Raw genomic sequence first — 24,718 nt, forward strand, 5'->3', positions numbered from 1 at the left:
ACGTGGGATCACCTTTCGCGTGCGGCTGGGTTACCTGAGTTGCCGCTGCGGCGGGTCCGGTCCTCGTTCGGAGTGTCCGGAGCGGCGCTGTGGCGCTGGTAGATGTCGGGAATGCCGTCGGCGTCCTCGTCGAGGTTCTCTTCCTCATAGAGCCGCCGGTACTTGCTGTTCCGTGCTCTCAGCAGCACGCACGCCAGGAGGGCGGAGGCCAGGGAGCCCAGGAGGACAGCGGCCTTGATGTGCTCCAGGTCCGCGGGGTTCGGGTAGGCGAGTTCGCCGATCAGCAGCGATACGGTGAAGCCGATGCCGGCCAGCATCGCCACGGCGATCACGTCCGCCCAGGCCAGATCCGGGCTGAGGCGTGCCCGGGTGAAGCGGACCGCGAGGTAGGAGCCGCCGAAGATACCCAGTACTTTGCCGGCGGCCAGGCCCAGGGCCACGCCCAGCGGTTCAGGCCTGCTGACCACATCTCCCAGCGTGTCGCCGGACACGCTGACGCCCGCCGCGAACAGCGCGAACACAGGGACGGCCACCCCAGCGGAGACGGGGCGGACCAGGTGCGCGATGTGCTCGGCCGGACGCCGGCCTCGCTCGCCGTCCTTCGCCACCCGCAGCAGCAGTCCCATGGCGACTCCCGCCACCGTCGCATGCACGCCGCTGGCGTACGTCAGGCCCCAGATCACCAGGGCGAGCGGCAGGTACCAGTACCAGCCGTGCACCCGGCGTCGGTCGTGCAGGTGGAAGAACAGCCCCAGGCCGAGTACGGCGCCGATGAGGGCGGCAAAGTTGATCGTCGAGGTGTAGAAGAGGGCGATGACGACGATGGCACCGAGGTCGTCGACGACCGCGAGCGTCAGCAGGAAGGCGCGCAGCGCGGAGGGCAGGTGGGTGTCGATCACGGCGAGGACGCCGAGCGCGAAGGCGATGTCGGTGGCCATGGGGACGGCCCAGCCGTTCCAGGTGCCTCCCAAGGAGGTGGCGACGAGGCCGTAGAGCAGGGCTGGTATGGCCATGCCGCAGGCGGCTGCGACCACGGGCAGGACCGCTGTCCCCGGGTGGCGCAGTTCGCCGACCACCAGCTCGCGCTTGAGTTCGGCACCGGCCACGAAGAAGAAGATTGCCAGCAGTCCATCGGCTGTCCAGTGGGCCACGGAGAGATCCAGGCCCAGTGCCTCGATGCCGAAGTGGAAGTCGCGTATCGACTCGTATGCGCTGCTCAGCGGTGTGTTGGCCCAGACCAGCGCTATGGCGGCCGCAGCGAGCAGCACCATGCCACCGACGGTCTCGGTGCGCAGAGCGTCCGTCACGAACGTACGCTCGGGCAGCGGGAGACGTCCGAGGAAGGTGCGGTTCTTGCGGTTGCCACCGGGCATGCGGTTGACCTTTCAGTGATCCAGCAGCGCGTCCCGGCACTTCGAGCCGGCAGGGCTGCTCACACCTGGAGGAGCCGTTCCAGCAGGTGGGCTGCGGTGACGACACCGAGGAGGCGGCCAGGGCTCCCGGCATCCCGTTCGACGACGGCGACGAGCGGACTTCGGGTCCGGGCCATCAGCTCTGCGAGCTCCATGGCCGTGCGATCGGGAGCGGCAGTGGGCAGAAAGGGCCTTCCCGTCGGGAGGCTGTCGGCGAGCGTGCGTCCCGCCAGTGCGCGGCACAGGCGATCGGCATGCGGCTCGTCGATCACGGCGGCGAGCACCGGGTCCTCCTGGATGTAGCCAGGAACCACCGTCCTGACCACGTCGCTGGCAGGCAGCATGGCGAACGGCTGCCCGGCCCGGCCGACAACCAGCAGACCCGGCAGACCATGCTCGACGAGCAGTCTCAGCGCTTCTACGGCATCGGTGTCCGTGCTGACCGACACGTACGGTTGCGCGAGATCACGTGCACGCATGAGTCCCCCTCCTTGGGAGTTCGGTTGCTGACGCCCGTTGCGCGGGCAGTGTTGGCCCGGTGCCTGTCCGAGACCGAGGGGCACGGCGCTGGGTAACGACAGCTACGGCCGGAGCGAGGCCCCTTGCCGGTGGTCCCGGGCTGTCGTCGGCCGGGGGTGGCTTGGTGAGGAGTGCGGTGAGGATCAGGCCCGCCAGCGCTGCGACAAGCAGTGCCACGATGACCTTCCGGCGTGGGCCGTGCCCTGCGCCGTGGTCGTCGGCGTCATCCGGTTCGTGAGGGAACTGGTGGTTCAGCGCGTCCATCAGCGAGACGAGTTCGGGGTCGTCCCGGGTGAGGCGTCGCTCGATTTCGGCGAGGATGCGCCGGTCGTCCATCGAGGGGTTCATGCCGATCACCTCTGTCCTTGAGGCTGAGGACTCCCCGCAGAGCGCGCGGCCGCTCGGCGGGGTCCTGGCTATGCGGTGCGTGCGCCGCTCTGCGCTGCGTCTGGTGGCCGGAGCATGTCGACGAGGCGGAGCACCTCCATCGGGAGCGGGAAGATGAGGGTGGAGTTCCGCTCGCTGGAGATCTCGGCCATGGTCGACAGAATGCGCAGGTGCATGGCCGCGGGGTGGCCTTCGAGCCGTTCCGCGGCATCGGCCAGTGTCTGGGCGGCCTCGAACTCGCCCTTGGCGTGGATGACCTTGGCCCTGCGGTCGCGCTCGGCCTCGGCCTGCCGGGCCATGGCGCGCCGCATGGCCTCGGGCAGCTCGACGTCCTTGACCTCGACGAGGGTGACCTTGACTCCCCACGGGTTGGTGACGTCGTCGATGATCCGCTGGAGTCGCTGGTTGATCTCGTCCCGGTTGATCAGCAGCTCGTCCAGGTCGACCTGGCCGAGGATGCTGCGCAGCGTCGTCTGGGCGATCTGGGAGGTTCCCTTGATGTGGTCCTCGATGGCCACCACGGAGCGGTTGGGGTCGACGACGTTGAAGTAGGTGACGGCGTTGACCCGTACGGTGACGTTGTCCTTGGTGATGACGTCCTGCGGCGGGATGTCCATCGTGATGGTGCGCAAGGACACGCGGACCATGCGGTCCACCACGGGAATGATGAAGAACAGCCCCGGCCCTTTGGCGCCGATGATCCGGCCGAGGCGGAAGATCACTCCACGCTCGTACTCGGGGACGATCTTCACGGCAGCCATGAGCAGCAGGAGCAGGACGGCTGCGCCGAGGATGATGCCGAGCAGTGCTGAGTTCATGGTCGGTCCTCCTGTTCCGTGCCTTGGCCCGGTGCGGGCTCGACGGGTTCGACGATCAGTTCCAGGCCGACGTGGTCGACCACGCGGATGTGCTGTCCTTCGGCGACCGGGGCATCGCGGCCGCGGACGGTCCACCAGGCCCCTTCGAGCCACACCTGGCCCGTGCCGCCTGCGGCGCGCCGTACGACCGCCTCGTGGCCTACCAGCGCCTGGTGCCCGGTTGTCGCCGGCGTTCTGCGGGCACGCCAGGCCAGTCGGCCGGCGAGGACCGAGCCGCCTCCCACCACCAGGGCGGTCGGCCACAGCACGGCGGGATCCACGCCGAGCTCACCGCGGAAGAGCAGCACTCCCGCGAACAACAGGGACACCGTCCCCCCGGCGGCGAAGACCCCCACCCCCGGGGTGATCACTTCCGCAGCGAACAGGGCGGCGGCGAGGAGCAGGAGCAGCAGCCCGCCGACATTGAAGGGCAGCACACTCAGCGCGACGAACCCGAGAACGAGCAGGATGAGGCCGAGGACTCCGCCGATACCCATGCCGGGGCTGGCCAGCTCGTAGATCACGGCCAGCGTGCCGATCGACAGGAACAGGTACGCCAGCTCCGGGCTGGCCAGGAGCTGGCGCAGCTCGCCGAAGAAGCCGAGTTCGTGCTCTACGACCTGTGCCCCCGCCGTGTGCAGAACGACCTCGCGTTCCGCGGCGTCGGGGCCGACCATGACACTGCGGCCGTCCAACTCGGTGAGGAGCGCATCGCGGGACGGCGCCACGAGATCGACGGCCTTGATCCGCAGGGCCTCCTGGTCGGACACCGATGTGCCGTCGCGGACCATGTCCCGGGCGAAATCCGTGCTGCGCCCACGCTGCTCGGCGATCGAGACCGCGAAGGCGACCGCATCATTGACGACCTTCTCGCTCGCCTCCTCGCCCTGCCCGGTCACCGGCGTGCCGGCCCCGATATGGGTGCCGGGCGCCATGGCGGCGACATGCGCCGACAGCGCGACGTAGGCGCCGGCCGACGCCGCCCGCGCGCCGGAGGGGGTGACATGGACGATCACCGGAACGTCGGAGGCGAGGACGCCCTGGACGATCTCCCTGGTCGACTGCAGCAGCCCACCCGGGGTGTCCATTTCGACCAGGAGCGCCACGTGGCCCTCTCGCTCGGCGGTGCGCAGCCCTTCCTCAAGGTGATCGGCGACGACCGGCGTGATCGTGTCGTCGATCCGCATCACGAGCACCGTCGGCGTCTGCGCCGCGCTCACCGCGGGGGCCGCGAGAAGGCAGCCCAACGCCACCAGGAGGATCCCGGCAATCCTCCGGAACAGGAGGCGGCTTCGGGGCACAGCGCGGTACCCCCTTGTTCGCTTGGGTATCCGTCAGGCGCTTTACCCACGGATTACCCTCGCGGCTCAGCCGGACGCCTGCCGACGGCGGCCAACCAAGGACGTCTCACGGACCCCCGTTTTGCTGCTGTTCGGCAAAATGGGAGCATGCCGTCGCGAAAAGGCCGCCAGGAACCGCGTGCGGCGACAGGTGCCACGGTGCCCGCACCGAATGCCGCACCCGCCGCCGAGAGCAAGCCTCCAACCTCGGTGGCGGACATGAGCCGCCACGTGGAGCACCTCGCAGCGGTCTCCCTCAGTAAACGGCGACTGACTGAGGAGGATCTCGCGGGTCTGCGACAGTTCGCCGCCGCCGCGGCCGACCGCGGCACGGCGCTGCGGTTCCTGGTCGCCGACTACCTCGACTCCGTCTGCCGCGCCTGGATGGACCTGCCCGGTTTCCGGCAGGCTACGGACCCTCAGGGCCTCAAAGAGGTCGCCTCCGCCGTGATCAGGGCGATCGGTGACGCAACGGTTGCGCTGACCGAGGGCTACGAAACCGCCCACCGGGCAGCCATCCGAGGCGAGGAGGCGACGCGGCGGGAATTCGTCGGCGATCTCCTCGAAGGCCGCACCGACCTCGGCCGACTCGCCGAACGGGCCGAACGATTCGGGCTGCGGCTGATAGGACCGCACCAGGTGACCGTCGCCCGTGCCGAGAGCGCGTTCGAGGCAGGCGATGACACCACCCGCTATGTCGAGGAAGCGCTGACCGGCCGATTCCGGACGCAGGACGTGCTCATCACCACCAAGGACGGCCTGCTCGTGTGCGTGTCGCCCGGCGCGGTGTCGGAGGTTCCCGACTGCTTCGCCGCCAAGGTGGGGGATGCTGTCGACGAGTCGTACCAGGTCGCTGTCAGCCGGCCGCGGCCCGGCCCCAGCGGCATCGTCCGCTCCTACCAGGAAGCACGCGGCACCCTCGACCTCACCGCCCTGCTCGGCCTCACCACCCCGCTCGTGCACGCCTCGGACCTGCTGGTCTTCCAGGTTCTCGGCAGGGACCGCGCGGCCATCACCGACCTTGTGGCCACCGTCCTCGGCGGCCTCGAAGGGGCACGCGGCGGGCCCAGGGCACTCCTGGACACCCTGACCTCGTACTTCGCCAGCGGCTGCCTGAACACCGCCACGGCCCGCCAGCTCGCGGTGAGCGTGCGCACGGTCACCTACCGGCTGACCCGCATCCGCGAGCTCACCGGCCACGACCCCACCGATCCCGACCAGCGCTACATCCTGCAAACCGCCGCGCTCGGCGCCCGCCTCCTCAACTGGCCCTCGCGCCCCCTGCAGCCCGCCGAATGACCCGCTCCGCCCTCAGTGGGTACCAGGACAGACATGAGTGAGCCCTCGCCGGTGCCCCAGCAGGGGTATCTGCCGATCGAAGACCACGGCCTGATCGGCGACGTCCGTGGCTGTGCCCTGGTGGGCCGCGACGGCGCCATCAGCTTCATGTGTGTGCCCCGCTTCGACGCGCCGCCCCTGTTCTGCTCACTGCTCGACCGCCACCGCGGCGGTTCCTTCTTCTGTCCCCCGGTGCCAGCACGAGCAAATAGCCTCTAGCCACAGCCCCTGCGCGCTCCACGAGTTCCGGACTCGCTCCTGCCAGAACTCCGTAGCTTGCTTCAGATGGATGCACCACTGCTGCCTCCGGAGACCTCGACACTCCGCGTGGCCCAGAAATCATCCCAGCAGCGAGCCGCGAGGGACCGTTTCGGTCTCGATGCCATGGACCGCGGCCGCCAGTGTTGTCACTTCTCATCGGCATTTCCGAACCGCGTGATCACCAGGCGCTTTCCGGAGGCCAGTCACATCGTGGAGTAGGCAGCCAGTTCGACGACAGGAGACAACCATGGCTCCCCAGCACCGGAGTCTGGCGAGAGGGACGGCAGCGGCCTGCACCACAATGCTTGCGGTCGCCGGACTCACGGCCGTCAGCGCCCAGCAGGACCCGAACAACGTCGAGGACCTCCCCCCGCAAGAGATCGCGGAAAAGGCGATGGACACCACCAAGGGCGCTGACTCGCTCCGAATAAAGGGCTCGGGTCGCAGCGATCAGGACAAGATCCGCATCGATCTCGCCGTGGACAAGCAAGGGGAATGCACAGGCACCCTCGGCATCAACGGTGGCACTCTCCGGCTCATCAAGATCGAGGACATCACTTACGTCAACGGTGACGACGCGTTCTGGACCAGGACGGCGGAAGAGGAGGGTGTCGACGCGCAAGAGCTGATCAATTTGATCGATGGCCGCTGGCTCAAGGTGCCGCCCGGGGCGTACGGCGCTGGTGATGCGGCCGAGCTCTGCGACATCGACGCCCTGGTCCAAGCTTTCGAGACGTACGTCAGCGACGGGGTGAGTAAGGGAGGGGAAACCGAGGTCGACGGCAAACCAGCCATCACACTGACCAAGGAAGAGGACGGCACCACCACGAACACCTACGTCGCCACGGAGGACGAGCCCTACATCCTCAGGGTCGTCACAGAAGGCGGGGACGAGCCCGGCGATCTCACACTGACCGATTACGACAAGCCCGTTTCGGCGACCGCTCCATCATCTGAGGACGTAGTCGATGGGGAGGAGCTGGAACAATTGGGCGGTGCATCCTGAAGGCCAGGGCAAGCGGGCGACCGCGCAGGAGAGTTCGCGCAGCAGTCGGCCGGGGCCGGCGCAAGCGAACCGGTCGTCGCTGACAAAGGTTCGCGGCGCAGGCGTCCGCCAGCAGGTCGACGAACCCGGCGAAGGGCATAGGCCGTAGGCGCCCGCGAGGTCGTCGAAGGCGTTGCGGCTCTCGGTGTCGTCGCAGGACAGCTGCTACGGCGTGCCGGGCGACGGCCGAGCGCTCGGTGATCACATCGCGAGTTTCCTCGCCGCTGCCGTTACCGACGGCCACGGCACACGATCGAGGGGCGGCCTCCATAAGACCGCCCCTTACTCGGCGTGCCGCCTCACGCAACCAGAGCCTGGGACGGGTCAGGCTTCCACGGCCCCCAGTTGCCGCAGCAGGCCGAGGTCGTCCCAGTTCCACCAGCTCTCGGCGATCTTGCCGCCCTGGCAGCGGAACGTGGCGTGCCCGGTTCCGGCGACGTCCCGGTTGGTGGGCTCCAGTCCCTGGTAGGTGCCGGTGTGCCGACCCTGGAAGGTGATCCGGCAGGTCACCAGGTCGCCCTCGGCGATCATGCTCTCCACTGTGAGCCGGGGATTGAAGGCGTCCAGGATCTCGCCGTTCTCCCGCTTGGCCTGGGCGAGGTCCACGTCGTAGGAGGAGAGGGAGGGGTCGTGCTCCCGGTAGTTGCCGGTGCACAGCTCGTCGGCGAGGTCGAGGTTCTTGGCGTTGATGACCTCGTCGAAGAAGCGGCGGACGACGAGCTTGTTGAGCTGCTCGTCCCGTACGACGTCGAGGTCCGTGAAGGTGGGCGTCTCCTCGCAGGCGGCGACAAGTTCCTCGAAGATGCGGTTGGTCTCGGGGAGGTTGGAGTTCTTCATCGCCTCCTCGTAGGACGGGAACTCCACGATCTCGACGACATGGGCGGAGTCCGCGCGGTCCCGCCCGACGATCGAGTGCGTGGCAGTCCGCTTGCCCTGGGTCGCCTCGACCCAGCTGTCCATCAGCTGGTTGAGTTGATCGACGTTGCTGGTCTTGCAGTCGATGAGTTGGACGAAGGTCATGAGCCTCTCCCGCGTGTTGAGTGACACATGCCAATCAATCGGCAAAATTCAGGCTATACCCGGCTCTTTGCCCTTGCCTCTCTTCGCCACCGCCCGCATGCCCGCAGGGCAACTGCCGTGGCCTGCGGTACGCCGCTGATCAACTTCGGACAGCGAGAAGCCCGTGTACGCGACCGCCTGCGACCGCCAAGTCCTCCGGGGCACCCAGCCCGGCGATGGGCGCCCGTCGGCCCGTCGTCGGTACGGCGCCCCTGGTTTCCAGACTGCGTCCCCGTCCGGCTCAGGCGAACCTTCACTCCTGCTGCGGAACCACCGCCACCGGACACTCGGAGTGGTGCAACACCGCGTGTCCCACCAGGCCGAGCTGCGGTCCGAGGTGGCCGTGACGCCGACGGGCCCCGATGACCAGGAGATCGGCCGCCGACGACCGGGCCACCAGCGTGTGGCGTGCGGAGCCCTCGACAAGCGCGCGGTGCACGATCACGCCGGGGTACTCCTTGGCAACGCCGTCCAACGCCTCGTCGAGCAGAGCCGAGGCGTGTTCCTCCTCGGCATGGGCGGGCTCCCCGGTCAGCAGCGGATGCGGCGCAGTCCTGTGCGCCGGGCGACGCCAGGCCCGTATGGCCTCGACCTCGCACCTGCGCACCGCGGCCTCCCGGAAGGCGTACCGGACCGCTGCCGGCGCTGTGGTACCGCCGACGCCCAGGACGATACGACCGATGGCGGCTTCTGTGTTCTGCGCCCGGCCGCGTACGACGACAACCGGGCAGGGGGCCCGGGCGGCGAGGGAGAGGCTGACCGATCCCAGAAGGAGTTCCCGGATCGGGCCCCTGCCTCGTTCACCGGTCACGACGGCACTGGCGCGGCGTCCCTCGCTCAGCAGCGCCGCCACGGGATCCTCCGGTACCACGTCGGTGCTGATCTCCAGCATCGGCGCGCGCCGCCCGGCACGCTGAGCCGCTCGCGCCACAATGCTCTGGGCGAAATCTTGCTCGGTCACCACATCCGAGACGACTCCGGGGGTGTCCGCCAGAGCCCCACGCTCGTACCGCTCCCACAGCGAGGCGTGGACGACACGCAGCCGGAATCCGTGACGGACCGCCTCGTCCACGGCCCAGTCGACGGCGTGGAGGCTGGGCTCCGAGCCGTCGACCCCCACGACCAGGGGCAGCTCCATGGTTCCCACCGCCTTCCGCGCGCCGGTATGCCCTCCCATTCTCCCGCCGCCGAGCCGGCGCGGCTCATACGTGTCGTCGAGCACTCAGCGTCCGTCCACCCAGCCCCCGCGGCCGGGGCGCCACCCGCTCCCATTTGCTGGGCGCGCTCATGGCCTCGAGGGAGGCGGCCAGGATCTGGACCAAACGACTCGTGCTGGGCTCCGCACTCCGTGCGCAAGATCGGCGGCGCTGACAGGCTTTCGGGCGCCCGCAGGACAGATTTGACCTGTTTCGCTGTGCGCAAGGTGACGGGGACCCGTCCGTCCAAGCAGGGCTGGTTCCCCTTCTTGGTCAGGGCAAGGACCTCGGCCGCCAGTGGCGCCGTGGCGCCTCCTCGGACTCCCAGCCGTTTGCTCCTGCCGCTCCACGGTTCCCTTGTGCCCGAGCACCGGGGCCGCGGACGATCGACATCAGAACTGGTTGACGAGCCAGGTGGCGGCGACGAGCGTGGCGGCCAGCGCCACCAGCAGCACCACCGCGTACACGGCACGACGGACCCAGGGGGTCATGCGGTCCACCCTTCACCCGGCGAGATGGCGCAGCGGCGCCTCTCATTTTCCGGTACTTCCCCGCTCACGTGCGGAGAAAGCGCCTGAGACGAGGTGCGTCAAGGAGGCAAGCGGGGGTGACCGTGGCGTTCCAGTGTCCCCGGCACGGGGCGAGCGCCTCGACAGCGGGGTGGGCCGCATCCCGCTCGGGCGGGGGAAGATAGTCGCGGCGGGCGATGTCGCGGCCTGTCTTCGCCGAGAAGTGAAGTCACACCCTCACGGATGGCCAGAGTTTGCCTCCCGCAGCCCCGGGAAACTCGCTACCTATCGAAGCTCAATGGCACAGAAGCGGACTCGCGCTGGGCCCGTGAAGGAGATCGAAATGGCTACGGGCACTGTGAAGTGGTTCAACGCAGAGAAGGGTTTCGGCTTCATCGCCCAGGACGGCGGCGGCCCCGACGTGTTCGTCCACTACTCGGCCATCGCCAGCACCGGATACCGCGAGCTCAACGAGGGCCAGAAGGTCCAGTTCGACGTGACGCAAGGCCCCAAAGGACCCCAAGCCGAAAACGTCACTCCCGCCTGACGCGGATCCGGCGCGTACAGCGCTGGATGCTCATTAAGCGCCGTCCGGCGGCCCAGTGCCCGCGCCGCCGGGATTGCCGCCCGTTTCAGTCGGCACCGAGGCCGGGAGGTCGGGGGTGGCCGTGTTCGCCGAGCCGGCGGGCGAGTCTGCTGCGGCGGCCGATCGCGGGCACCGTCGTTCGGCGGCCTCCCGGGTCTGGGGCGTGGTGATCAGCAGCAGTTCGTCGCCGGTGCGCAGTACGGTGCCGGGCGCGGAGCGATGGTGGTTCCGTCGCGGACGATCAGGGTGAGCACGGTCGGGGGCGGCAGCCTCAGTTCGAAGACGGCCACGCCCTTCAGCCGGAAGCCCGGCGGGATGGTGACGGTGAGCAGGTCGGCGTCGAGTACGTCCAGTGGTGCGGTCTCGACCCGGACCTCGCGCATGCGTCGGGGCGGGTCACGCCGAGCCGGCGAGCGGCGGCGGGCAAGCTGGGGCCTTGGAGCAGAGTGAACGGTACGACCAGCACGAACACGATGTTCAGCAGGTGCCGGGCGTCGGTGACGCCTTCGACGATGGGGTAGGTGGCCAGCACGATCGGGATCGCGCCGCGCAGCCCGGCCCAGGAGAGGATCTCGCTCCTACGGCTCCACAGACTACGACTCATCTCGCGACGCTCCCTGCCCTCGCCCTGCCCCCCGTCGGCTCCCAACCAAGATCCGGACCATACGCGGGCCACAACCCGAGCGCACCCCTTCCGATCCAACGCTCTCGCAGGTCACGCTCCCGTGAGCGCTGTACCACCAGCAGACCAAGAACCTGCTAGTCACTCTCCGGCGCAGCGCTTCTCGGGTCGGACACGAGCGGCGGCCGGCGGACAGCGGAGACACCGGAGTCATGTGGGATCTCCACAAGGCGGCAGCGTGAGCGACGCCGCCCTTCCGCAAGCCCTGACTCGACCGCCAGCCAGGTCAGCATTGGTCCGGACGCCACCGAATTGGTCCGGACGCCACCGAATTGGTCCGGACGCCATCGAATCTGCATACGCCTGCGCAGGCACTGAAGCTGGAAAAGTAACTCCCGCCCCAGCCTGACGAGGCGTCAGCAAGGTCAGCATTGAGTCAGCAAGAGTCCTGTCACCGCTGCCCACAGACAGCCACACTGTGGAATCGCCAACCGCACCGGCTTGAGCGTGCCGGCTGTTCGGACGCCTTCCGGCAGGCAGGTGGAAGGCAGTAGGAATTACCCGACCGCCTTCCGTCGGCGGCCACCAAAGCTGAGGCATTCCCGCAGGTCAGCGTACTCTTCCCCGCGGTTTCAACGGCACCGGCGGCAGGGTCGGTGCGGGCAGTGGAGCCCCGTCGTACCCCTTCACCTCCCCGAACCGTGTCCCTTCCATCCAGTCCTCACACGCCTGTACGATCTCTTCCTGAGATCGCCCGATCCAGTTCCAGAACATGATCAACTCCTCCTCGAACGGCTCACCGCCGAGGAGCATCAGCCCGGCGTCCGACTCCGCGCGCAGCGGGAGTTCAGTGCGTCCGCAGCCGAGGTAGAGCATGGAGCCGGGCAGTACCGGCACGCCGTCCACGTGGGCCTCGCCGGACATGGACAGGACGGCGTACTCGAAGTCGGGTTCCAGGGGGAGGCGTACGTCGGCGCCGCGTGAGAGGGCGAGGTCGGCGCCGACGATCGGGGTGTACGTCGTGCCGGGTGAGGTCGCGCCGTCGAGGCCGCCGAGGATCAGCGTGGCCCGCAGGCCCGGGGCCGTGACGACCGGCAGCTCGGCGTGGTGCTCGAAGTGCGGGTCGGTGTGGCGGTGGCTGTCCGGGAGGGCGACCCACAGCTGGGCGCCGTGCAGGTAGCGGGCGTGGGACTTGGGGCTCTCCTCGGAGTGGCTGATCGCCCGGCCGGAGGTCATCAGGCCCAGCTCGCGCGGACGGATCGTCTGGAGGCTGCCCGTGGAGTCCCGGTGCAGCACCTCTCCCTCGTGCAGCCAGCTCACCGTCTGCAGCCCCATGTGCGGGTGCGGCGGCACCTGCATCCCGGGCTCGTCGGAGATGTCGTCGGGGCCGTAGTGATCGATGAAGCACCAGGCACCGACCATGCGTCGGCCCAGGTTGGGCAGCAGACGGCGGACTTCGGTGGACTCGCCGAGCTTGACGTGGCGAGGGCTGAGAAGTTCGCGTACGGGCTCCGCCACGACGAAACCGCGGCCGCCGCAGACGGCGGGCACCGGCTCGCGATCAAGATTGCTCATGTCGCCCAAACTAGCCCCGCCGGGGTCGCTTCGTCAGTCCGTCACCCGGGCCTGTCTCGATGCAATCCCGATGCGTTCCCGATGCGTTCCCGATGCGTTCCCGATGCGTTCCCGAAAATAGTAGCCATGTACATAGTAGCCATGTACGGTATTTGTCATGAGTAAGGGTTCCGAGAACGTCTCGCCCGGTTTCCTGGTGTGGCGCCTGTCCACGAAGTGGCGGGTCGCGGTCGACCGGGCCGTGACCCCGCTGGGGCTCACCCACGCGCAGTACGCGCTGGTGGCCTCGCTGTACGGCATGCAGCGCCGCGGAGAGCGTCCCAGTCAGCGGCGCCTCGCCGACCACACCGGGCTCGAACCGCTGTACGTCTCCAAGCTGGCACGTTCCCTGGAAACCGCCGGCCTCCTCGAACGCACCCGGGATCCCCGCGACCCGCGCGCGGTGCAGCTGGCGCTGACCGAACAGGGACGTGAGCGGACCCGGCAGGCGATCAAGGTCGTCCAGGGGCTCCTGCAGCAGCTGCTGGCGCCGCTCGGCGGCCTGGACAGCGCCCGCACCCGGGAGTTCACACACGACCTGGCGACCCTGCTCGACGCACCTCTTGGCCCGCTTGCCACCGACAGCGAGTCCGACAAGGAGCAGTCATGACCGCCACCACTCCCCTGGTCGACCCCCGAGTCATAGCTCTGGCCCACTACGCCGCCCGCGCGGTCCTCGAGCGCGCGCTGGACCGCCACGGCGCGACATTCCAGCAGTCGGTCACGCTCCGACTCGCCGCCGTCGCCGACGGGCCGGTCGAGCGGGGCCACGTCATCGACGGTGTCGTAGGCGCGCTGAAGATCGACGCCGCGCAGGCACACTCCGTGGTCGACGAGCTGATCGCCGCGGAACTGCTGGCCCCTCAGGGGCCGTCCCAGGTGCGGATCACGGACACCGGACAGGAGCTGCACGACAGGACTTCCGCCGCGACCGCCCCCATCACCGCCCGGATCTACGCCGGTATCCCGACCGAGGACCTGGCCGCCGCCGGACGCGTGCTGACCCTGATCACCGAGCGGGCCAACGCCGAACTCGCCGCCACGGCCCAGCGCCCCAGTGAAGCAGTGACCCAGTAGTGGAATATTGAACCAACCGGCTCCGTTGACAGCGTCGAAGTCGGAGGAGGCACGAGTGGACACGACGTACTACGACCACGGAACACCGGCCGAGCGCTGGGAGCGCGCGCAGATGTTCTTCGACGCCAAGGACTACGCCGCCGCAGCGCGCGTCCTCGGCCAACTGGTCGAGGAGGCCCCGCAGCAGACCGCGACGCGGCTGCTGCTGGCACGCGCGTACTACCACTCGGCCCAACTGCGGCGCGCGGAGGACGAGTTGCGCGTCATCGTCGAGCGCGACCCTGTCGAGCACTACGCCCGGCTGATGCTGGGACGCACCCTGCAACGGCAGGGGCGGCACGAGGAAGCCGAGCCGCACATGCGCCTCGCCGCGGCGCTGGCGGGTGACTTCGAGCGGCTCTGAACAGTGCGAGCACTGCTCGGGGCCCGGTTCCCCCGGAACCGGGCCCCAAGTCCTTCCTCCCGCTAGTTCGCTTCCGCGGGCGTCCGCTTCCCCCGCCGGTGGGCCACCTCTCCGAGGACGACGTCCACCACGATGAAGGCGGCCAGCGAGATACCGAACAGCGGCACGAAGTAGCCGAGTACGGCGACGACCGCCACCAGCGGGACCAGGATCTGCGGGGGCACCTGCTGCCAGGCGCCCCGTGGGATGGGGCGACCGAAAGCCGAGCCGCGGCCGCGCTGCCACCACATGCGGTAGCCCCACACGATCAGCACGATCAGCGAGAGCGCGAGCAGCATCAGGGCGATCTGGTTGGCCAGGCCGAAGAGGACGCCCGTGTGCAGGTCGATGCCCCAGCGGGTCAGCTTGGCCAGCACCGGGTAGTCGGCGAACCGCAGCACGTCGACGACCTCGCCGGTGGCCGGGTCGATCGCGGCCGAGTCCTGCTTCGTCGGCCAGCTGCGCTGCACCTGCCTCACCACGTACGCGGACGAGGCGTCGGCGGGCGGCACGATCTCCACCGGGTCACCCAGGCCCTCGGCGCGCGCGGCGGCCAGGACCTTGTCGAGACCGACGCCGTGCTCGCCACTCCCGCCGGTGCCCGCGGCGGCGCCGTGAGCCGCGTGATCGCCGCCCGCCGAGGCCGAGACGGACGGGGTGGCCTGGCCGAGCGAGGTGCGCAGCTCGTCGATGTTGGCGCCGGCGTACGCCGACCAGGTCAGACCGGTCGCCGAGAGGAAGAAGAACCCGGCCGCCGCCCAGACGCCGACCGTGCCGTGCAGACCGAGCGTGCGGCGGCGCCCGCTGGTCCCGCGCACCTTGCGCAGGGCGCGGCGGCGGGAGAACCACAGCATCAGGCCGCCGCCCGCGATCACCCACAGCCAGCTCGCGGCGAGCTCGCTGTAGAGGCGGCCGTTCGCGCCGAGGTGCAGGTCGCGGTGGAACTCGTCGATCCAGGTGCGCAGGGGCAGCGCGCCGGTCGAGCCGTACTGTTCGAGGGCGCCGCGCACCTTCGCGGTGTACGGGTCGACGAACACGGCGAGCGTGTGGTCGGCGTCGACGCCCTTGACGCCGGACAGCAGGACCCTGGTGGTCGCGTCGTCCGCCGGGGAGGGCCGGATCGCCGAGACCGTGCCCTCGGGATGGGCCTTGCGCGCGGCGGCGACCTGCTCGGACATCGGCAGCTTCGCGTCGCCGACCGGGACGGTCATCTCGTGGACGTACACGACCTTCTCGGCCTGGAACGCGCCGGCGTACAGGAAGCCCGTGGCCGCGGCGACGAGCAGGAACGGCGCGACGAGCACTCCGGCGTAGAAGTGCAGACGCAGGACGAGCGGGCGCAGCGGTGCCCATCTGCGGGGCGCCGAGGCCGGGGCGTCGGGCTGCGTCGTCTCCTCGGTGGCGGTCGAGGGAGCGGTGGACATCGGCGGCATCTCCGGGAGTGACGGGGAGTGGGACGGGGAGTGGGGACGTTCTCTGTCTGCGGTAGCGGTCCAGTAGTCGGGCGAAGGGGCCGTCGAGTTCCCGGCCTGTTAAGTGGCGTACATCACAGGCGAGTCGGTGAGTGGCGGGTGCGCCGTGGCATGCTGGCGCGATGGCAACTCCGAGCGATCGCGCACCCCTGGCCGAGCAGGTCGAGCAACTCCTGGCCACCGAGGGCCCGTTGACCATCGTGGCGGCCGGCGACCCGGTGCTGCGGCGTCCCACCGAACGCTTCGACGGCCAGCTGGAGCCGGCGCTGCTGGCCCGCTTCGTCGAGGCGCTGCGGATCACCATGCACGCGGCGCCGGGCGTCGGCCTCGCCGCACCGCAGGTCGGTGTGGCGCTGCGGATCGCGGTGATCGAGGACCCGGCGCCGGTGCCGGAGGAGGTGCGGCTGGCGCGCGGGCGGGTGCCGCAGCCGTTCCGGGTGCTGGTGAACCCGTCGTACGAGCCGGTCGGCGCCGCTCGTGCCGCGTTCTTCGAGGGCTGTCTGAGTGTGCCGGGCTATCAGGCGGTGGTGGCCCGGCACGCCGAGGTGCGGCTGACGGGCGAGGACGAGCAAGGGCGGGCGGTCGACGAGGTGTTCACGGGGTGGCCCGCCCGTATCGTGCAGCACGAGACGGACCACCTCGACGGGGTTCTCTACCTGGACCGGGCCGAGTTGCGCTCGCTCGCCTCGAACCAGGCGATCGCGGAGCGCTGGGCGGAGCCGACGCCCGCGCGGGCCGCCGAGGCGCTGGGCTTCGAGCTGCCGTGACCGAGAAAATTCGCAGGCGTCCGGCCCGGCGCCCGCGTTAGCCTGACCGCATGTCTACGCCCCGAATCTCCTAGCCGAGGACCCGGTTCCACGCCACCCGTGTGTCCTCTTGCTTGTTCGGATTGCTTGTTCGGAGCGTCTTTTCATGATCACCATCAGTGGTGTCGACGTGCGCGTCGGCGCGCGTCTGCTGCTGTCCGGCATCTCCTTCCACATCTCCCCCGGCGACCGCATCGGCCTGGTCGGCCGCAACGGCGCCGGAAAGACCACCCTGTTGAACACGCTGGCCGGCACGCTGCCCCCGGCCGCCGGGACGGTGACCCGCACCGGCGAGGTCGGGCATCTGCCCCAGGACTCCCGCGCCGCCGACCCGACGATCACCGTCACCGACCGGATCCTGTCCGCGCGGGGCCTCGACGGGGCCGTACGCGCCCTGCGCCGTGCCGAGGAGGCCATGGCCGACGGTACGCGGCGTGCGATGGACGCCTATGTGCGCGTCGAGGCCCGGTTCCAGGCCGCCGGCGGTTACGCCGCGGAGGCCGAGGCGGCCCGGGTGGCCGCGGGTCTCGGGCTTCCGGCCCGGCTGATGGGCCGGCCGTTGGGTGCGCTGTCGGGCGGACAGCGCCGTCGCGTGGAGCTGGCCCGCATCCTGTTCGCGGGGCACGGCACCCTGCTGCTGGACGAGCCGACGAACCACCTGGACGCGGACTCGGTCGCCTGGCTGCGCACGTTCCTGGCCGGCCATCACGCGGGGCTCGTGCTGATCAGCCACGACACGTCCCTGCTCGCCGCCACGGTGAACCGGGTGTTCCACCTGGATCCGCAGCGCGCCACGATCGACGTGCACAACACCGGCTGGGACGCCTACCTCGCCCAGCGGGAGGCCGACGAGCGGCGGCGGGCTCGGGAGCGGGCGAACTCCGAGCGCAAGGCGGCGTCGCTGCACGCTCAGGCCGAGAAGATGCGCGCCCGCGTGGCGACGGCCGTGGCCGCGAAGAACATGGCCCGCCGCGCCGACCGTATGCTCGCCGACCTCGAACCGGCCCGGCGCAGCGACAAGGTGGCCAGAATCCGGCTGCCCGAACCGGAGCCGTGCGGCCGTATCCCCCTGGGCGCCGTCGGCCTCAGCAAGGCGTACGGCGACCACCGCGTGCTGGCGGGCGTCGATCTGGCCGTCGACCGGGGCAGCCGTCTGGTCGTTCTCGGGCCCAACGGCGCGGGAAAGACCACGCTGTTGCGCGTCCTGGCCGGTCAGGAACGTCCCGACGGCGGCCGGGTGGTCCACGGGCACGGACTGCGCCTGGGCTACTTCGCCCAGGAACACGACACGTTGGACCCGGATGCGACGGCGCGCACACAACTGGCCTCGGCTGCCCCGCATCTGACCCACGGTGAGGTCCGGCGTGTCCTCGGCGCGTTCCTGTTCTCCGGCGACGACGCGGACAAACGGGTCGGTGTCCTCTCCGGAGGGGAGAAGACTCGCCTGGCCCTGGCGGGCCTGGTCCATTCCGGCGCCAACGTGCTGCTCCTGGACGAGCCCACCAACAACCTCGACCCCGCTTCCCGGGCCGAGGTCCTGGCCGCGGTGGGCACGTATCCGGGCGCGATCGTCATGGTCACCCACGACGCGGGCGCCATCGAGGCGCTGCGCCCGGACCGGGTCCTGCTGCTACCGGACTGCGAGGAGGATCTGTGGAGCGAGGAGTACCTCGAGTGGGTGGCCGGATGAGGCGGGCTCAGTTGTCGCGGTACGACTCCAGCAGCCGCAGCCACACCTCGCTGATCGTCGGATACGACGGAACCGCGTGCCACAGCCTGCCGATCGGTACCTGGCCGGCGACGGCGATGCTCGCCGAGTGGATGAGTTCGCCGACGCCGGGGCCGACGAAGGTGACGCCGAGGAGGATCTCGCGTTCCAGGTCGACGACCATGCGGGCGCGGCCTCGGTAGCCGTCGGCGTACAGTCCCGCGCCGGCCACCGAGGAGAACTCGACGTCGACGGCGCGCACGCGGTGGCCGGCCTGTTCGGCCTCCGCCAGGGACAGGCCCACCGCGGCGGCCTCGGGGTCGGTGAAGACGACCTGCGGGACGGCGGCGTGGTCGGCTGTCGCGGCGTGGGCGCCCCAGGGGTCGGACTCCAGCAGGGGCACGCCGCAGGCGCGGGCGGCGATGGCGGCGCCCGCGATGCGCGCCTGGTACTTGCCCTGGTGGGTGAGGAGGGCGCGGTGGTTGACGTCGCCGACCGCGTACAGCCATGCGCTGCCGGTGACGCGGAGGCTGTCGTCGACCTCCAGCCAGGAGCCGGGTTCCAGGCCGACCGTGTCCAGGCCGATGTCGTCGGTGCGCGGGGTGCGTCCGGTGGCGAAGAGGATCTCGTCGGCCTCGATGCGGTCGCCTCCGCCGGTGACGACCACGACCGTGCCGTTCTCCCGGGTCACCGCCTCGACGGAGGTGCCGGTGCGGACGTCGACGCCCGCCTCGGTGAGCGCCTCGGCGACCAGTTCGCCGGCGAAGGGCTCCATGCGGGACAGCAGGCCCTTGCCGCGGACCAGGAGTGTGACCCGGGAGCCGAGGGCCTGCCAGGCGGTGGCCATCTCGGTGGCGACCACGCCGCCGCCGACGACGACCAGCCGGCCCGGCGCGGCCTTCGCGCTGGTGGCCTCGCGGCTGGTCCACGGCTTGACCTCGGCGAGTCCGGGCAGGTCGGGCAACTGGGCGCCGCTGCCGGTGCAGACGACCACGGCGTGCCGGGCGGTCAGAACATGGCGCACGCCGTCGGAGCCGGTCACCTCCACGGCGCGGGGTCCGGCGAGGCGGCCGTGGCCGCGGTAGAGGTCGGCGCCGATACCGTCCAGCCACCCGACCTGGCCGTCGTCCTGCCAGTGCGAGGTGTACTCGTCGCGTCGGGCGAGGACCGCGGCCGCGTCGAGGGTGCCCTGTACCGACTGGCTGAGGCCTGGCAGGCGGCGGGCGTCGGCCTGGGCGATGACCGGGCGCAGCAGCGCCTTGCTGGGCATGCACGCCCAGTACGAGCACTCGCCGCCGACCAGCTCGCTCTCCACGACCGCGGTGGACAGGCCGGCCGCGCGGGTGCGGTCGGCGACGTTCTCCCCCACGGGCCCGGCCCCGAGCACTACGACGTCGTATGCGATGGAATCCGTTTCCGTCATGGGGTCAGTCTTACGGGTGGTGTGCTGCCTGGCCACACGGGTACGCGCGCGGAGATACGACGGAATACACCACCGTACGGTCGTGTTGTCGCCGACGGCTTCGCCCCGACACCAGGAAGAGGGAATACGCCATGAGCAGCACCGTGGAGCTCACCAAGGAGAACTTCGATGAGACGGTCACGGACAACGAGTTCGTCCTGATCGACTTCTGGGCGTCCTGGTGCGGGCCGTGCCGTCAGTTCGCCCCGGTCTACGAGAAGGCGGCCGAGGAGAACCCTGATCTTGTGTTCGGCAAGGTCGACACCGAGGCGCAGCCGGAGCTGGCCGCCGCCTTCGGGATCCAGTCGATTCCGACGCTGATGATCGTCCGTGACCGGGTCGCCGTGTTCGCGCAGCCCGGGGCGCTGCCCGAGGCCGCCCTGGCGGACGTCATCGGGCAGGCCAGGAAGCTCGACATGGACGAGGTCCACCAGGCCGTGGCCGCTCAGCAGGCACAGGCCGAGCAGAACGGCCAGTAGAGCCCAGGTCTAGAAGGGGTACGCCGCCACGTCGCCGCGCACCGTCGTCCAGCGCACGTCGGTGAACGCCTCCAGGTTGGACTCGCCGCCGAACCGGGCGCCGGTACCGGAGGCGGCGATGCCACCGAAGGGCGCGACGGCCTCGTCGTTCACGGTCTGGTCGTTGATGTGCACGATGCCGGTCGGGATGCGCTCGGCCAGGTCGAGGCCGCGGGCGGCGTCACCGGTGACGATGCCGAGGGAGAGGCCGTAGGAGCTCGCCGCGGCGAGGGCGGCGGCCTCGTCGGCGGTGCTGAAGGGGCGTACGGGCGCGACGGGGCCGAAGACCTCCTCGGTGTACGCGGGGGTCTGGTCGTCGACGCCGGCGAGCACGGTCGGCCGGTAGAAGAGCTGCTCGTGGGTGCCGCCCGCGGCCAGCTTGGCGCCCCGGGAGGTGCTGGCCTCCACCAGGCCGTGCACCTTGCCCAGCTGGCCCGAGTCGATGAGCGGGCCGAGGTGGACCTCGGCGCGGTGCGGGTCGCCGACGGCGAGGGCGTCGGCCTTGGCGGCGAGCCGCTCGACGTACTCCTCGTACAGGGACTGGTGCACGAGGTGGCGGCCGGTCGTCATGCAGATCTGGCCCTGGTGGAAGAAGGAACCCCAGGCGGCCGTGGAGATCACCGCGTCGATGTCGGCGTCCTCCAGCACGATCAGGGCGGAGTTGCCGCCCAACTCCAGGTGCGCGCGCTTGAGATGACGCCCGGCGGCCTCGCCGACGGCCCGGCCCGCGGCCGTGGACCCGGTGAAGGAGATGACGGGCACGCGCGGGTCGGCGACCAGCGCCTGGCCCACCTCCGGACCGCCCGGCAGGACGTGCAGCAGCCCCTCGGGCAGGCCCGCTTCGGCGAAGATCGCCGCGAGGGAGAGGCCGCCGCAGACCGCCGTGCGCGGGTCCGGCTTCAGCACGACCGCGTTGCCGAGCGCGAGGGCCGGGGCGACGGAGCGGATGGAGAGGATCAGCGGGGCGTTGAACGGGGCGATCACGCCGACGACGCCGACGGGGACCCGGCGCGTGTACGACAGCCGGGGCGCCTCGCTGGGCAGGATGTGCCCGGCCGGGCGGGAGGCGAGGGCGGCGGCCTCGTAGCACTCCTGGGAGGCGACGTGCAGCTCGAAGTCGGCCTTGCCGGGAATCGAGCCGGATTCACGCACGAGCCACTCGCGCAGCTCGTCGGCGTGCGCCGTGAACAGGTCGCCGGCCTTGCGCAGCACGGCGGCGCGGACGAAGTGCGGGAGGCGTGCCCACTCGGCCTGGGCGGCGCGGGCGGCCCCGGCGGCCGTACCGACGTCCTCGGCGCCGGCCAGGGTGACGGTGCCGAGCGTGTCGCCGGTGGCGGGCTCGGTGACGGCGTACTCATCTCCCGACAGTGAACTGGACTGCCAGGCCTTCGGGTCGAGCAACGGCATTGCGACTCTCCGTTCGATCACCGGCGGGACTCACAGGGGGAGCGGAAGTCCCGAGTAGTTCGCCGCCAGTTCGGCGGCCGCGTGACGGGATGCCGTGATCCGGCGCAGCCGCGCGAGCTGCATCCGGTGGTCGAACGCATCCCCGTCTGGTTGAACATGCAACATCCTAGTCATGTCGTCCGAGAAACGGGTCGCCTGCCACACCCGCTGGAGGCACAACTCGGAGTATCTGTCGAGGAGTTGCGCGCTCCCTGTGCGGTGCAGCTCGACGAGGCCGCGGGCCAGGACCCGTACGTCCGACACGGCGAGGTTGAGGCCCTTGGCGCCGGTCGGCGGGACGATGTGGGCGGCGTCCCCGGCGAGCAGGAGCCGTCCGTGGCGCATCGGTTCGTGGACGTAACTGCGCATCGTCGTCACGGACTTGGCGGTGATGGGTCCGCGATGGAGGGTCCAGTCGGCGTCGATGGCGAAGCGCGCGGCGAGTTCGTCCCAGACGCGGTCGTCGGGCCAGTCGTCGGGGTCGGTGTGGTCGGGGACCTGGAGGTAGAGCCGGGAGACCGACGCCGACCGCATGCTGTGCAGGGCGAAGCCACGTTCACCGCGCGCGTAGATCAACTCGTCGCAGGACGGCGGCACTTCGGCCAGAACCCCGAGCCAGGAGTACGGATAGTCGTGCCCGTACGAGCGGCTCGCCTCGGCCGGGAACGCGTCGCGGGAGATGCCGTGGAAGCCGTCGCAGCCGGCGACCCACTCGCAGGTCAGCGTCTGCTCGCGGCCCTCGTGCAGGAACCGTACGACGGGCGTGGCGCTCTGAGGCTTCTCGACGGCGAGCGCCTCGGCCTCGAACAACAGCGGTGGGCCGTCGGCGAGTTGGAGGGCGACGAGGTCCTTCACGATCTCGGTCTGGGCGTAGATCGTCACCGTACGGCCGCCGGCGAGGGCCGGGAAGTCGATGTGGTGGCGTTCCCGCTCGAAGCGCAGCTCGATGCCCTGGTGCACCAGGCCTTCCGCCGTCAGCCGCTCGGCGGCGCCGGCCTCGCGCAACGCGTCGACCGTGCCCTGCTCCAGCATCCCGGCCCGCTGGCGCCGCTCGACGTACTCCCGGGTGCGGCTCTCCAGGACGACGCAGTCGACGCCGGCGCGGTGCAGCAGGCGGGCGAGCAGCAGTCCGGCGGGGCCGCCTCCGATGATGCCGACGGTCGTGCGCATGTCCCGCCTCCCCTGGGTTCAGCTGGATTCGCGGTGCACCACCGTCGCTCCCAGCACCTTGTGCGTCTCGGGTGCGGCGCCGGGGTTGCGCACCGCGCGGTCGACCAGTTCCGCGAGCTCGCGGCCGGACGGCAGCTCGATGTGCACGGTGCTCAGCCTAGGCCGCAGCAGCCGTCCGAGCATCAGGTCGTCGGCGCCGATGACGGCCGTGTCGGCGGGGACGCGGACGCCCTCGTCCTGCAGGGCGCGCATCAGCAGCATCGCGTACTCGTCGTTGTAGGCGAACACGGCGTCGAGGCCGAGGTCGCGCCAGCGGGCGGCGAGCCGGGCGGCGGACTCCTCCGTGTAGGCGAGGGGAAGTTCGGTCACGGAGGCGTCCGTGCCGTGCAGGGCGCGCCGTACGCCTTCGAGGCGGGGCGTGGAGAAGGACTCCAGGCCGTCCTCCTCGGGCACGACGACGCCGATGCGGCGCCGGCCGCGGTCGTACAGGTGGCTGCCCGCGCAGTGACCCACGGCCTCGTAGTCCATCAGCAGGGCGTGGGCACCCTCGACGGACTCGGGGCCGAGCGAGACCACGGCCCGGACGCCGGAGCGCTTGAGCACCGTCACGCCCTTCGGGCCGAGGCCGGAGCCCGACACCAGGACGGCGACGGGGCGCAGCTCGGCCCAGGCGCGGGCGGCCTCGTCGCCGTGCAGGCCGACGCTGCCGTGCTGCACGACGGTGTAGTCGAGGCGGCCGAGCGCCGTCTGGAGGTCGCCGAGGAACTGGCCGTACAGGGAGCCGACGGGGAAGCTCGGCGCGGGCGTCAGGACCATGCGGCTGTGCCCGGCGCGCAGGCTGCGGGCCGCCGCGTGCGGGACGTAGCCGAGTTCCTTCGCGGCGTCGTGGACGCGGCGACGCGTGGGTTCGCTGATCCGGACGGCGCTGGTGTTGTTGAGGACATAGGAGACGGTCGCGCGCGAGACGCCGGCCAGGCGGGCCACATCGGCGCTCGTGGGTACCGAGCGCTGTGCGGGGGAAGCGGGCGCGGGCGTTTTCGGTATCTGCACCATGACGTACGGCATCTTCGCAGAGCCTGTGAGCGGGGCCCGGGTCAGGGTCTGCGGGCGTTCACGCCCCCGTGTGTGTCACACGGTTGACCAGGTCGAGCCAGCCCTTCTCCAGCCGCTCCATGGGCATACCGCACTGCCTGGTCAGGTGGTGGACCAGGGCGGGGTCGAGGTATCCCATGAGCGTCTGGGCGAGGAGATCGCAGTCGGCGTCCGGCAGGATCTGCCGCAGCAGCACCGTGACGTGGGTGTGCAGCGCCCGGAGCGAGGGGTGGGAGTAGCGGCGGGTCGGCTCCGGCTGGGCGGCCAGTTGCAGGTCCAGCTGTTCGGCCGCGCGGTACAGCACCGCCACGCCGAACGCCCGCAGCCGCTCGACCGGCGGCGCCCCGGGGCCCAGCGGCGGCGGCCCGCCGAGGAAATCGGCCTGCAGCTTCCTCGCGGAGTGGTCCAGCAGCGCCGTCAGCAGACCGGTGCGGTCGCCGAAGCGGCGGAAGACCGTCCCCTTGCCCACGCCGGCCTCCGCGGCCACCGCCTCCATGGTGACCCCGGCCGCGCCGTGCTCCGCGATCAGCCGGGCGGCGGCCTCCAGCAGCCGGGCGCGGTTACGGGCCGCGTCGGCGCGCAGGCAGGGCTCGTCGGCGGCGGAACCGACCTCCAGCCACTGAGGCCTGTCGACGGGCTCCTGCGGCTGGGGGAAGGGCGGCAGAACGGCGGACATGAAACCAGCGTAAAGCATCGGGGAATGAAACTGGACCGCGGTCCGGTTAAGGTGCTAGAAACGTAAGCGGACCTCGGTCCGGATCGTCACGGCAGTGTTTCAGC

The 24,718-nt window shown here is 70.5% G+C and carries 23 protein-coding genes and 2 pseudogenes; 10 read left to right on the top strand and 15 right to left on the bottom strand.

Going from position 1 to position 24,718, the window contains the following annotated elements; all coding sequences use genetic code 11:
- Nucleotides 1-8: 8 nt before the first annotated feature.
- The 5 genes from nhaA to QQM39_RS02510 form a co-directional block, all read right to left on the bottom strand.
- Complete coding sequence (gene nhaA / locus QQM39_RS02495; protein ID WP_301994932.1) at nucleotides 9-1,373, bottom strand: Na+/H+ antiporter NhaA; 1,365 nt, start codon at nucleotides 1,371-1,373, stop codon at nucleotides 9-11.
- A gap of 59 nt (nucleotides 1,374-1,432) precedes the next feature.
- Nucleotides 1,433-1,891 (bottom strand): CBS domain-containing protein, encoded by a 459-nt coding sequence (locus QQM39_RS02500; protein ID WP_301994933.1) that lies wholly within the window; start codon nucleotides 1,889-1,891, stop codon nucleotides 1,433-1,435.
- Nucleotides 1,878-2,279: a DUF3040 domain-containing protein gene (locus QQM39_RS46040; RefSeq protein ID WP_367668872.1), complete on the bottom strand. Its 402-nt coding sequence runs from the start codon at nucleotides 2,277-2,279 to the stop codon at nucleotides 1,878-1,880. Before QQM39_RS46040 ends, QQM39_RS02500 begins: the two co-directional genes overlap by 14 nt.
- 68 nt (nucleotides 2,280-2,347) lie before the next feature.
- Complete coding sequence (locus QQM39_RS02505) at nucleotides 2,348-3,136, bottom strand: slipin family protein (RefSeq protein ID WP_301994934.1); 789 nt, start codon at nucleotides 3,134-3,136, stop codon at nucleotides 2,348-2,350.
- Nucleotides 3,133-4,476: a nodulation protein NfeD gene (locus QQM39_RS02510; protein ID WP_301994935.1), complete on the bottom strand. Its 1,344-nt coding sequence runs from the start codon at nucleotides 4,474-4,476 to the stop codon at nucleotides 3,133-3,135. Before QQM39_RS02510 ends, QQM39_RS02505 begins: the two co-directional genes overlap by 4 nt.
- A gap of 198 nt (nucleotides 4,477-4,674) precedes the next feature.
- On the opposite strand from QQM39_RS02510, the gene QQM39_RS02515 reads away from it, so the two are divergent.
- The 3 genes and pseudogenes from QQM39_RS02515 (at nucleotide 4,675) to QQM39_RS02525 (ending at nucleotide 7,120) form a co-directional block, all read left to right on the top strand.
- The gene (locus QQM39_RS02515; RefSeq protein ID WP_301994936.1) at nucleotides 4,675-5,814 is read left to right on the top strand and encodes a CdaR family transcriptional regulator; all 1,140 of its coding nucleotides are present in this window, start codon (nucleotides 4,675-4,677) and stop codon (nucleotides 5,812-5,814) included.
- A gap of 33 nt (nucleotides 5,815-5,847) precedes the next feature.
- Nucleotides 5,848-6,033: pseudogene (locus QQM39_RS02520) on the top strand (trehalase-like domain-containing protein); the annotation flags it as partial.
- Between the two features lie 328 nt (nucleotides 6,034-6,361).
- Nucleotides 6,362-7,120: a hypothetical protein gene (locus QQM39_RS02525; RefSeq protein WP_301994937.1), complete on the top strand. Its 759-nt coding sequence runs from the start codon at nucleotides 6,362-6,364 to the stop codon at nucleotides 7,118-7,120.
- Nucleotides 7,121-7,483: 363 nt separating this feature from the next.
- On the opposite strand, the gene QQM39_RS02530 is transcribed toward QQM39_RS02525, so the two are convergent.
- Both QQM39_RS02530 and QQM39_RS02535 read right to left on the bottom strand, forming a co-directional pair.
- Nucleotides 7,484-8,179, bottom strand: coding sequence for an ester cyclase (locus QQM39_RS02530; protein ID WP_301994938.1), 696 nt, complete (start codon nucleotides 8,177-8,179; stop codon nucleotides 7,484-7,486).
- A 292-nt stretch (nucleotides 8,180-8,471) separates the two neighbouring features.
- The gene (locus tag QQM39_RS02535) at nucleotides 8,472-9,356 is read right to left on the bottom strand and encodes a universal stress protein (RefSeq protein WP_301994939.1); all 885 of its coding nucleotides are present in this window, start codon (nucleotides 9,354-9,356) and stop codon (nucleotides 8,472-8,474) included.
- A 910-nt stretch (nucleotides 9,357-10,266) separates the two neighbouring features.
- Between QQM39_RS02535 and QQM39_RS02540 the strand changes: the two genes are divergently transcribed.
- A complete protein-coding gene (locus QQM39_RS02540; protein WP_302003452.1) occupies nucleotides 10,267-10,470 on the top strand; it encodes a cold-shock protein in 204 nt (67 codons plus the stop codon).
- 85 nt (nucleotides 10,471-10,555) lie between these two features.
- Here the strand turns inward: QQM39_RS02540 and QQM39_RS02545 are convergent.
- Both QQM39_RS02545 and QQM39_RS02550 read right to left on the bottom strand, forming a co-directional pair.
- Nucleotides 10,556-11,077, bottom strand: a pseudogene (locus QQM39_RS02545) (TrkA C-terminal domain-containing protein); the annotation flags it as partial.
- 663 nt (nucleotides 11,078-11,740) lie between these two features.
- On the bottom strand, nucleotides 11,741-12,706 hold the full coding sequence (locus QQM39_RS02550; RefSeq protein WP_301994940.1) for a pirin family protein: 966 nt from the start codon (nucleotides 12,704-12,706) through the stop codon (nucleotides 11,741-11,743).
- A 157-nt stretch (nucleotides 12,707-12,863) separates the two neighbouring features.
- Between QQM39_RS02550 and QQM39_RS02555 the strand changes: the two genes are divergently transcribed.
- The 3 genes from QQM39_RS02555 to QQM39_RS02565 are packed head-to-tail and all read left to right on the top strand — an operon-like array spanning nucleotide 12,864 to nucleotide 14,225.
- Nucleotides 12,864-13,355 carry a MarR family winged helix-turn-helix transcriptional regulator gene (locus tag QQM39_RS02555; RefSeq protein ID WP_301994941.1) on the top strand — a complete coding sequence of 164 codons (492 nt, stop codon included), beginning with the start codon at nucleotides 12,864-12,866 and terminating at the stop codon, nucleotides 13,353-13,355.
- On the top strand, nucleotides 13,352-13,822 hold the full coding sequence (locus tag QQM39_RS02560) for a MarR family transcriptional regulator (protein WP_301994943.1): 471 nt from the start codon (nucleotides 13,352-13,354) through the stop codon (nucleotides 13,820-13,822). The genes QQM39_RS02555 and QQM39_RS02560 overlap by 4 nt, the downstream gene beginning before the upstream one ends.
- A 55-nt stretch (nucleotides 13,823-13,877) precedes the next feature.
- A complete protein-coding gene (locus QQM39_RS02565; RefSeq protein WP_301994944.1) occupies nucleotides 13,878-14,225 on the top strand; it encodes a tetratricopeptide repeat protein in 348 nt (115 codons plus the stop codon).
- A 62-nt stretch (nucleotides 14,226-14,287) separates the two neighbouring features.
- On the opposite strand, the gene QQM39_RS02570 is transcribed toward QQM39_RS02565, so the two are convergent.
- Nucleotides 14,288-15,688, bottom strand: coding sequence for a PepSY domain-containing protein (locus QQM39_RS02570; RefSeq protein WP_301994945.1), 1,401 nt, complete (start codon nucleotides 15,686-15,688; stop codon nucleotides 14,288-14,290).
- Between the two features lie 170 nt (nucleotides 15,689-15,858).
- On the opposite strand from QQM39_RS02570, the gene QQM39_RS02575 reads away from it, so the two are divergent.
- Together QQM39_RS02575 and QQM39_RS02580 are read left to right on the top strand one after the other, a co-directional pair.
- On the top strand, nucleotides 15,859-16,503 hold the full coding sequence (locus QQM39_RS02575) for a peptide deformylase (protein ID WP_301994947.1): 645 nt from the start codon (nucleotides 15,859-15,861) through the stop codon (nucleotides 16,501-16,503).
- A gap of 145 nt (nucleotides 16,504-16,648) precedes the next feature.
- The gene (locus QQM39_RS02580) at nucleotides 16,649-18,232 is read left to right on the top strand and encodes an ABC-F family ATP-binding cassette domain-containing protein (RefSeq protein WP_301994948.1); all 1,584 of its coding nucleotides are present in this window, start codon (nucleotides 16,649-16,651) and stop codon (nucleotides 18,230-18,232) included.
- A 7-nt stretch (nucleotides 18,233-18,239) separates the two neighbouring features.
- Here QQM39_RS02580 and QQM39_RS02585 read toward each other — a convergent pair whose 3' ends face one another.
- A complete protein-coding gene (locus QQM39_RS02585; RefSeq protein WP_301994949.1) occupies nucleotides 18,240-19,673 on the bottom strand; it encodes an NAD(P)/FAD-dependent oxidoreductase in 1,434 nt (477 codons plus the stop codon).
- Nucleotides 19,674-19,804: 131 nt separating this feature from the next.
- Here QQM39_RS02585 and trxA point away from each other — a divergent pair, with 131 nt between their 5' ends.
- Entirely contained in the window at nucleotides 19,805-20,191 is a 387-nt protein-coding gene (gene trxA / locus QQM39_RS02590) for a thioredoxin (protein WP_301994950.1), read from the top strand.
- 9 nt (nucleotides 20,192-20,200) lie between these two features.
- Here trxA and QQM39_RS02595 read toward each other — a convergent pair whose 3' ends face one another.
- Genes QQM39_RS02595 through QQM39_RS02610 form a run of 4 tightly spaced genes read right to left on the bottom strand, consistent with a single transcriptional unit; the run spans nucleotide 20,201 to nucleotide 24,632 of the window.
- Nucleotides 20,201-21,637, bottom strand: a complete 1,437-nt coding sequence (locus QQM39_RS02595) for an aldehyde dehydrogenase family protein (RefSeq protein WP_301994951.1) — start codon at nucleotides 21,635-21,637, stop codon at nucleotides 20,201-20,203.
- Nucleotides 21,638-21,667: 30 nt separating this feature from the next.
- Nucleotides 21,668-22,846, bottom strand: coding sequence for a 4-hydroxybenzoate 3-monooxygenase (locus QQM39_RS02600; RefSeq protein ID WP_301994952.1), 1,179 nt, complete (start codon nucleotides 22,844-22,846; stop codon nucleotides 21,668-21,670).
- Nucleotides 22,847-22,864: 18 nt separating this feature from the next.
- The gene (locus QQM39_RS02605; protein ID WP_301994953.1) at nucleotides 22,865-23,911 is read right to left on the bottom strand and encodes a LacI family DNA-binding transcriptional regulator; all 1,047 of its coding nucleotides are present in this window, start codon (nucleotides 23,909-23,911) and stop codon (nucleotides 22,865-22,867) included.
- Between the two features lie 46 nt (nucleotides 23,912-23,957).
- A complete protein-coding gene (locus QQM39_RS02610) occupies nucleotides 23,958-24,632 on the bottom strand; it encodes a TetR/AcrR family transcriptional regulator (RefSeq protein ID WP_301994955.1) in 675 nt (224 codons plus the stop codon).
- Nucleotides 24,633-24,718: the final 86 nt, after the last annotated feature.

Source organism: Streptomyces sp. DT2A-34 (assembly GCF_030499515.1).
In the GTDB taxonomy this organism is placed as follows: domain Bacteria; phylum Actinomycetota; class Actinomycetes; order Streptomycetales; family Streptomycetaceae; genus Streptomyces.

Bases quoted from the DNA above. Each gene is read 5' to 3' on its own strand.
- nhaA (WP_301994932.1), bottom strand. From the start codon at position 1,373: ATGCCCGGTGGCAACCGCAAGAACCGCACCTTCCTCGGACGTCTCCCG.
- QQM39_RS02500 (WP_301994933.1), bottom strand. From the start codon at position 1,891: ATGCGTGCACGTGATCTCGCGCAACCGTACGTGTCGGTCAGCACGGAC.
- QQM39_RS46040 (WP_367668872.1), bottom strand. From the start codon at position 2,279: ATGAACCCCTCGATGGACGACCGGCGCATCCTCGCCGAAATCGAGCGA.
- QQM39_RS02505 (WP_301994934.1), bottom strand. From the start codon at position 3,136: ATGAACTCAGCACTGCTCGGCATCATCCTCGGCGCAGCCGTCCTGCTC.
- QQM39_RS02525 (WP_301994937.1), top strand. From the start codon at position 6,362: ATGGCTCCCCAGCACCGGAGTCTGGCGAGAGGGACGGCAGCGGCCTGC.
- QQM39_RS02530 (WP_301994938.1), bottom strand. From the start codon at position 8,179: ATGACCTTCGTCCAACTCATCGACTGCAAGACCAGCAACGTCGATCAA.
- QQM39_RS02535 (WP_301994939.1), bottom strand. From the start codon at position 9,356: ATGGAGCTGCCCCTGGTCGTGGGGGTCGACGGCTCGGAGCCCAGCCTC.
- QQM39_RS02540 (WP_302003452.1), top strand. From the start codon at position 10,267: ATGGCTACGGGCACTGTGAAGTGGTTCAACGCAGAGAAGGGTTTCGGC.
- QQM39_RS02550 (WP_301994940.1), bottom strand. From the start codon at position 12,706: ATGAGCAATCTTGATCGCGAGCCGGTGCCCGCCGTCTGCGGCGGCCGC.
- QQM39_RS02555 (WP_301994941.1), top strand. From the start codon at position 12,864: ATGAGTAAGGGTTCCGAGAACGTCTCGCCCGGTTTCCTGGTGTGGCGC.
- QQM39_RS02560 (WP_301994943.1), top strand. From the start codon at position 13,352: ATGACCGCCACCACTCCCCTGGTCGACCCCCGAGTCATAGCTCTGGCC.
- QQM39_RS02570 (WP_301994945.1), bottom strand. From the start codon at position 15,688: ATGTCCACCGCTCCCTCGACCGCCACCGAGGAGACGACGCAGCCCGAC.
- QQM39_RS02575 (WP_301994947.1), top strand. From the start codon at position 15,859: ATGGCAACTCCGAGCGATCGCGCACCCCTGGCCGAGCAGGTCGAGCAA.
- QQM39_RS02580 (WP_301994948.1), top strand. From the start codon at position 16,649: ATGATCACCATCAGTGGTGTCGACGTGCGCGTCGGCGCGCGTCTGCTG.
- QQM39_RS02585 (WP_301994949.1), bottom strand. From the start codon at position 19,673: ATGACGGAAACGGATTCCATCGCATACGACGTCGTAGTGCTCGGGGCC.
- trxA (WP_301994950.1), top strand. From the start codon at position 19,805: ATGAGCAGCACCGTGGAGCTCACCAAGGAGAACTTCGATGAGACGGTC.
- QQM39_RS02595 (WP_301994951.1), bottom strand. From the start codon at position 21,637: ATGCCGTTGCTCGACCCGAAGGCCTGGCAGTCCAGTTCACTGTCGGGA.
- QQM39_RS02600 (WP_301994952.1), bottom strand. From the start codon at position 22,846: ATGCGCACGACCGTCGGCATCATCGGAGGCGGCCCCGCCGGACTGCTG.
- QQM39_RS02605 (WP_301994953.1), bottom strand. From the start codon at position 23,911: ATGCCGTACGTCATGGTGCAGATACCGAAAACGCCCGCGCCCGCTTCC.
- QQM39_RS02610 (WP_301994955.1), bottom strand. From the start codon at position 24,632: ATGCTTTACGCTGGTTTCATGTCCGCCGTTCTGCCGCCCTTCCCCCAG.